The organism is Actinomadura darangshiensis (assembly GCF_004349235.1).
Lineage (GTDB): Bacteria > Actinomycetota > Actinomycetes > Streptosporangiales > Streptosporangiaceae > Spirillospora > Spirillospora darangshiensis.
The window spans coordinates 22,593-29,688 of record NZ_SMKY01000093.1; the positions used below are offsets into that span (position 1 = coordinate 22,593).

Annotated in this window: 7 protein-coding genes; 2 read left to right on the forward strand and 5 right to left on the reverse strand. The window is 71.8% G+C overall.

The genetic code is table 11. From position 1 onward, the window contains the following. Positions 1–148: 148 nt before the first annotated feature. The 4 genes from E1293_RS20950 to E1293_RS20965 all read right to left on the reverse strand — a co-directional run bounded on the left by E1293_RS20950 (position 149) and on the right by E1293_RS20965 (position 3,205). Entirely contained in the window at positions 149–1,813 is a 1,665-nt protein-coding gene (locus E1293_RS20950) for a solute symporter family protein (protein WP_132199137.1), read from the reverse strand. After that, the gene (locus E1293_RS20955) at positions 1,810–2,097 is read right to left on the reverse strand and encodes a DUF485 domain-containing protein (protein WP_132199138.1); all 288 of its coding nucleotides are present in this window, start codon (positions 2,095–2,097) and stop codon (positions 1,810–1,812) included. Before E1293_RS20955 ends, E1293_RS20950 begins: the two co-directional genes overlap by 4 nt. A gap of 145 nt (positions 2,098–2,242) precedes the next feature. Next, complete coding sequence (locus E1293_RS20960) at positions 2,243–2,527, reverse strand: GlsB/YeaQ/YmgE family stress response membrane protein (protein WP_132199139.1); 285 nt, start codon at positions 2,525–2,527, stop codon at positions 2,243–2,245. A gap of 30 nt (positions 2,528–2,557) precedes the next feature. Next, complete coding sequence (locus E1293_RS20965) at positions 2,558–3,205, reverse strand: TetR/AcrR family transcriptional regulator (RefSeq protein ID WP_132199140.1); 648 nt, start codon at positions 3,203–3,205, stop codon at positions 2,558–2,560. A 90-nt stretch (positions 3,206–3,295) separates the two neighbouring features. Between E1293_RS20965 and E1293_RS20970 the strand changes: the two genes are divergently transcribed. Together E1293_RS20970 and E1293_RS20975 are read left to right on the forward strand one after the other, a co-directional pair. Beyond that, positions 3,296–4,456, forward strand: a complete 1,161-nt coding sequence (locus tag E1293_RS20970; RefSeq protein WP_132199141.1) for an FAD-binding oxidoreductase — start codon at positions 3,296–3,298, stop codon at positions 4,454–4,456. 17 nt (positions 4,457–4,473) lie between these two features. Beyond that, the gene (locus E1293_RS20975) at positions 4,474–5,934 is read left to right on the forward strand and encodes a DHA2 family efflux MFS transporter permease subunit (protein WP_132199142.1); all 1,461 of its coding nucleotides are present in this window, start codon (positions 4,474–4,476) and stop codon (positions 5,932–5,934) included. Here E1293_RS20975 and E1293_RS20980 read toward each other — a convergent pair. Further along, the coding region (locus E1293_RS20980) for a cytochrome P450 (RefSeq protein ID WP_132199143.1) at positions 5,912–7,096 on the reverse strand (1,185 nt) is incomplete at its 5' end. The genes E1293_RS20975 and E1293_RS20980 overlap by 23 nt on opposite strands.

Consider the following 7,096-nt stretch of genomic DNA (forward strand, 5'->3'; position numbering starts at 1 on the left):
CACGCGAACCGGGTCCTGCCCGGGCACTCGGCACATTAGGGCACGGTCCCGGACAGCGCGGATCTTCCTGCCGGGCCCGTCCCGCCTGGCGTCCCGTACTGATCGGTAACCGGGCCCGGTCCGGAATGTTAGTCCGCACACATCCGGCTCAGTGCGAGCCGGCCCCGGTGAGCGCCCTGACCGACAGGTCGTCGTAGCGTTCCGCGTCGGCCTTCTCCCGTCCGGCGAAGGTCCCCGCGACCGCGCACGCGAACCCGATCGGGATCGACACGAGGCCGGGGTTCTCCAGCGGGAACAGGTGGAAGTCGACGCCCGCCGGGAACAGCGACAGGCTCTCGCCCGTCACCGGGTCGACCTTGCCGGACACCACGGGCGAGAAGAACACCAGCACGAGCGCGGCGATCAGCCCGCCGTAGATGCCCGCCACGACCCCGGCGGAGTTGAACCGGCGCCAGAACAGCGACAGCACGATCGCCGGGAGGTTCGCCGAAGCCGCCATCGCGAACGCCAGCGCGACGAGGAACGCGACGTTCAGATTGCGGGCGACCACCGCGAGGACGATCGCCAGCGAGCCGACGAGGAACGAGGCGAACCGCGCCACCGCCACCTCCTGCGACTCGCGCGGACGGCCGAGCATCAGCACCTGGCCGAAGAAGTCGTGCGCCAGCGACGTCGACGACGCCAGCACCAGCCCGGACACGACCGCGAGGATCGTCGCGAACGCCACCGCGCCGATGAACGCCAGCAGGACGTCGCCGCCGACCCGTCCGCCGACGTGCTCCCCCACGGCCTGCGCGAGCTGCGGCGCCGCCGTGTTGCCGGACGGGTCCTGCGCGACGATCGCCTGCCGTCCCACCAGGGCGGCCGCGCCGAACCCGAGCGCCAGCGTCATCAGGTAGAAGGCGCCGACGAGGCCGATGGCCCACGACACCGACGTCCGCGCGGCCCGCCCGTCCGGGACGGCGAAGAACCGCGCGACGATGTGCGGCAGCCCGGCCGTGCCGAGCACCAGGGCGAGCGCGAGGCTGATGAAGTCGAGCTTGTTGACGATCGTCCGATACGTGTCGCCCGGGACGTCCTGCCCGTACCGGAGGCCGGGTCGCAGGAACGCCTCGCCCTTCCCGCTCGCGTCGGCGGCCGACCCGAGCATCGCGCTGACGTCGAACCCGAACCGGCCGAGCACCAGCGCCGTCAGCACCACCGCCCCGGCCATCAGCAGCGCCGACTTGATGATCTGCACCCAGGTCGTGGCCTTCATCCCGCCGAACGCCACATAGAAGATCATCAGCGCGCCCACCACCACGATGGTGACGGTCTTGGCGGTGGCCGCGTCCATCCCGAGGAACCGCTCCCCGCGGTGGATGCCCAGCAGCAGCGACACCAGTGCCCCGGCCCCGACCATCTGCGCGAGCAGGTAGAACACCGACACGGTCACCGTCGAGACGACCGCGGCCCGGCGTACCGGCGCCTGCCGCCGCACCCGCCGCGCCAGCACGTCCCCGAGCGTGAACCGGCCGGCGTTGCGGACCAGCTCGACCAGCAGCAGCGCGAGCAGCCACGCCACCAGGAACCCGATCGAGTACAGGAACCCGTCGTAGCCGTTCAGCGCGATGATCCCGGCGATGCCGAGGAAGGACGCGGCCGACATGTAGTCGCCGGCGAGCGCGACGCCGTTCTGCGGGCCGGAGAACGTCCGGCCGCCCGCGTAGAAGTCGTCGGCGCCGCGCGTGTTCACCCGCGCCCAGATCGTGATGCCCAGCGTGATCAGGATGAACGCGAGGAACAGCCCGAACGTGAGCGCCCGCCCGGTCACCGCAGCTCACCGGCCAGCGGATCGAGCCGCCGCCGCGCGTACGCCAGGTACGCCGCCGTCAGCGCGAACGTCGAGACGAACTGCAGTAACCCGAGCAGCAGCGCGACGTTGACGTGCCCGACGACGGTCCGCGCCATGAAGCCCCGGGCGAACGCGGACAGCCCGACATAGACGAAATACCACCCCAGAAACCCGGCGACGAGCATTGCCGCCGCCCGCCGAAACCGCCGCCTGAGCAGCAGAAACCTCTCGTACCCCGCAACAGGCGCGAGTCCCCCCACCATCTGGCCTCCCCCTGACCGGACGTGACTCTCCGCTTCCTTTCGATCGCCCTATGAGATCAAACTTTCCCGGCCGCCGACCCCGCTTTGCCAAGATGATCAAGCGGGACCGGAGGGGAACCGGTCTAGCCGCGCCCCGGCGCGGCGGTCAGCGTTCGACGTGGCGGTGCTTGCGGCGGGCCCGCAGGGCCGCGACGGCCGCCACGCCGATCATCGCCAGGCCGATCTGGAAGACCAGCTCGATCCAGTCGATCCCGTTGGTGGTGGCGACGCCGACCTTCTGCGCGATCGCCGTCCCGATGAGCGCGGCGATGATGCCGACGATCACGGTCATGATGACGCCGATGGGCTGGCGGCCGGGCAGCAGCACTCGGCCGAGCGCGCCGATGATCGCCCCGATGACGATCGCGGTGATGATCCCTGTGATGTTCATGCCCTGCCTGTGCCCAATCCAGCGGGCTCGTCACTTGGGCGGATCGCCGCCCATGGACCGCAGGTCGTCGAAGGTCAGCGCCGGGCCGCCGAGGTCCCCAGGACGTCCGGCCCGCAGCCCGTCGACGATGAGGTCGAGATGGCGGTGCGCCAGTTCCTCAGCGAGCGTCCGCGGCATGGGGCCGGGCATCGGACGGGACAGCCGGACGAGCAGCATCCCGACGTCGGCGTGGGTGACGTCCGGGCGCAGATCGCCGTCCTCCTGGGCGGAGGCCACGAGCTTCTGCATGATGGCGACGCCCTCGTCGCGGACGGACGCGATCTCCTCGTCGTCGAACGGGATCTCCTCCAGCAGGACGGGGAACACGGCGCCGATGCGGATGTCCAGGACGCGGTGCATGTAGCGGACGAGGGCGGCGAACGCGCTCGGCTCGTGGTCCCGGGCTCGGATGACCTCCTCGGTCGTGCGCTGCAGGGCGTCCAGCGCGACGGCTCTGATCAGCGCGTTCCGGTCGGGGAACCGCCGGTAGAGCGTGGCGATGCCGGTGCCGGCGCGCCGCGAGACGTCTTCGAGGGGCGCCCCCGGCCCCTGTTCGACGAACACCTCCCGCGCGGCGGCGAGGATCCGGTCGCGGTTGTCGCGCGCGTCGGCCCGCAGCGGGCGCTCCTTGCTTGCCATGGGGACAGCCTAGCAACTAAGTGGAGACAAATCCTCCGGACGGTGTTACGGTGCTTGTAAGTGGAGAGAAAACCTCCGGAAGGAAGAGACATGAGCATCGCCACCGCCACCGCCGCCCGGACAGACCTCGTGACCGTCGACGCCACCGGGCCCGCCGACGTCCGCGCCGCGATCCTCGCGTCCCGCGAGCTGGGGCTGCCGCTGACCGTCCAGGCCACCGGGCACGGCACGGTCGTCGCGCCCGACGAGGGGATGCTGCTGAAGACGTCCCGCATGTCGCGCGTGCTGGTCGACCCGTCCCGCCGCGTCGCCCGCGCCGAGGCCGGCGCCCGCTGGAGCGACGTGATCGCCGCCGCCGCGCCGCTCGGGCTGTCGCCGCTGTCGGGCTCGCACGCGTCCGTCGGCGTCACCGGCTTCACCCTCGGCGGCGGCGTCGGCTGGCTGTCCCGCCGCTTCGGCTTCGCCGCCGACCACCTGCTGCGCGCCGAGATCGTCACCGCCGACGGCCGGCACCTGACCGCCGACGCCGGCCGGCACCCGGACCTGTTCTGGGCGCTGCGCGGCGGCAGCGGCAACTTCGGCGTCGTGACGTCGCTGGAGTTCCGGCTGCACCCCGTCTCGACCGTCTACGCCGGGGTCGCGCTGTTCCCGGCCTCGCGGGCCGCCGGCATCCTCACCCGGTTCCGGGACGGGTCGGCCACGCGACCCGACGCGCTGAGCGTCTCGGTGGCGCTGGCCGACCACGCCTCGTACGGCCGGGTCGTCGCCGTCCGCGGCGTCTACGCGGGTCCCGCGGCGGAAGGCGAGCGGGCGATGCGCTCACTCTGGGACGGCCGGCCCCTCCAATCCGGCTTCCGGACGATGCCGTACGCCGAGACCGAGTCGCTGGGCGGCACCCCGCCGCAGCACTTCCACTTGTACGCCGACCTCCCGGACGAGCTGATCGCCGCGGTCGTCTCCAGCGACGCGGCCGGCATCGAGGTCAAGCACTGGGGCGGCGCGATGGCCCGCCCCGCACCGGGCGCCGGGCCCGTCGGGCACCGGGACGTCCCCTTCTCGCTCACCATCGACGGCCCGTCCGGCGCGCTCGCCCGGTACGCGACCGGCGGCTCGTTCCTGAACTTCCTGCACGACACGTCCCGGACGGCCACCGCCTACACCCCGGCGAACTGGCGGCGGCTGCGCGAGGTCAAGCGCGCCTACGACCCGCAGAACGTGTTCCACCGCAACCACAACATCCAGCCCGCCTGAAATGCGAGGTAACCGTCATGACCACGCTCACTTCCGCGTCCGCCCCGTCCGCGAAGCTCGACCACCGGCTCGTCACCATCGGCGTGGTGGTGGTGCTCGGCGCGATCATGTCGATCATCGACGCGACCGCCGTCAACGTCGCCACCCGCACCCTCGCCGAGGACTTCGGCGCCTCGATCACGTCCGTCCAGTGGGTGCTGACCGGCTACATGCTGGGGCTCGCCGCCGTCATCCCGGTCACCGGCTGGGCCACCGAGCGGTTCGGGGCCCGCCGCGTCTGGATCACCGCGCTGCTGCTGTTCCTGGCCGGGTCCGCGCTGGCCGGGCTCGCCTGGTCGATGCCCGCCCTGATCGCGTTCCGGGTGCTGCAGGGCGCCGGCGGCGGGATGATCATCCCCGTCGCGCAGACGATCCTCGCGCAGGCCGCGGGCCCGTCCCGGATGGGACGCGTCATGGGCTTCATCGGGCTGCCGATGCTGCTCGGCTCCGTCGCCGGGCCGATCGTCGGCGGGCTGATCATCTCGACGGCCGGCTGGCGCTGGATCTTCTTCGTCAACCTTCCGCTGGGGGTCGTCGCCGTCGTGGCCGCGTTCCGGCTGCTGCCCTCCTCGCCACCGCGTCCGACCTCGCTGGACGTCCGCGGGCTGCTGCTCCTGTGCGGCGGGGTGACGGCGTTCGTCTACGGCACCACCGAGGCGGGACGCCCGGGCGCGCTGGACGCGATCCGGCCCTGGACCATCCTGGCGGGCGGGCTGGCGCTCATCATCGCCTACGTCATGCACGCACGCGGCCGCTCGGCGCTGATCGACATCTCGCTGTTCCGGCACCGGGGCTTCGCCGCGGCCGCCGTCACCAACGTCGTCGTCGCCGTCGCGCTGTTCGGCGTCCTCGTCCTGCTGCCGCTCTACTGGCAGATCGTCCGCGGCCACGGACCGCTGGCCACCGGCCTCCTCCTCGCGCCCCAGGCACTGGGCGCGGCGGTCGCCATGCCGCTGGCCGGACGCGTGACCGACCGGCTCGGCGCCGGCCTGGTCGTCCCCGCGGGGATCGTCCTCGGCCTGCTGGGGACGGCGGCCTACACCCAGATCCACGCGGACACGTCCCCGATCCTGCTGGCCGCCGCGCTGTTCGTGATCGGCCTCGGGCTGGGCGCGACGATCATGCCGTCGATGGCGGCCGCCTACCAGGCCCTGCCGCCCGCGCTGATCCCCCGGGCGACCAGCGCGATCAACACGCTGCAGCGGATGGGCGCGTCCGTCGGGACCACGGCCCTCGCGGTGATCCTGCAGCACGAGATCACCGCCCAGTCGCCCGGCCTGGCGGGCGCCGCACTGGCGCCGCTGCCCGACTCGTCCCGCGTCGCCGTGGCCCCGCTGCTCGCGACGGCCTTCGGGCACGCCTTCTGGATCGCGCTGGCCGTCGGGGCCCTGGCGATCGTCCCGGCGCTCCTGCTGCCTAGGCGGCCTGCCTCCGAATGACCCGCATGGGAACCGGCCCGGCCGGGCGGAACGTGATCTCCGCCCGTCCGGGCACGTCAATGCCCGGAATCAGGTCGAGCCGGTGCGTCCGGCTGATCGTGGCGAGCACCAGGGCCGCCTCCAGCATCGCGAATCCGGCGCCCACGCAGATACGGCGTCCGCCTCCGAACGGCAGATACGCATACCGGGACCGCTGATGCTCCCCGATGAACCGTTCCGGCTGGAACCCTTCGGGATTGGGCCAGACATCCGCGTTCCGGTGAATCAGATAGGGCGGGACGGCCAGGGTGGACCCGGCCGGCACCGCCACTCCGTCCACCTCATCATCGGCAATGGCATCGCGCTCGATCGTCCATGCGGGCGGATAAAGCCGCATGGCCTCCTGAAGGACGGCCTTGGTCCAGGGCAGCTGGTCGACGTCCTCGGCCTTCGGCTCCCTGCCGCCGAGAACCTCGTCGACCTCGCTTTCCAGCCGCTCTCTGGCCGCCGGATACCTGGACAGCAGAATGAACGTCCAGGCCAGCGACGCCGCGGTGGTCTCGTGCCCGGCAAGCAGCAGGGTCAGGACCTCGTCCCGCAGTTCCGCCTCGTCGAACTCCCCGCTCTCCTTGAGCAGATTCAGCAGTTCCCCACCGGACGACCCCCGGACGACCCTTTGGACCATCCCCTCAAGATGGTCGAGGCCCCCGGCAAGCCCCGGCACCCGCTGGTAGAACCCTCGCTTGGCGAACACTCCGGGCAGGAAGGTGCCGATGACGGCATTTCTTTGCAGTGCCTCAAGCGCTCGTCCGGTCCGTCCGGCTTCTGCGGCGAGCTCACTTCCGAACAGGGCCCGCCCCACAATGCCCAACGTCAGTTTTCGCAGCTCACCCGCCGCGTCGAGCGCCACCCCGTCCGGCCACCGCCGCACGACCTGCTCGGCCGTCTCCACCATCTGCGGCGCGAACCCGGTGACATGCCGCTGCGAGAACACCGGCTGCACCACCCGCCGATGCCGCCGCCACGTCTCGCCCTCGCTCGTCAGCAGCCCGTCCCCGAGAACCGCCCGCAGCGGCCGATACGTGAACGCCTTCACATAGTTGTCCTGGTTGGCCACGAGCACCCGCTCGGCATGCTCGGGCCGCGACAGCAGAAAGAACGACCGCCCCACCCCGAACGGCAC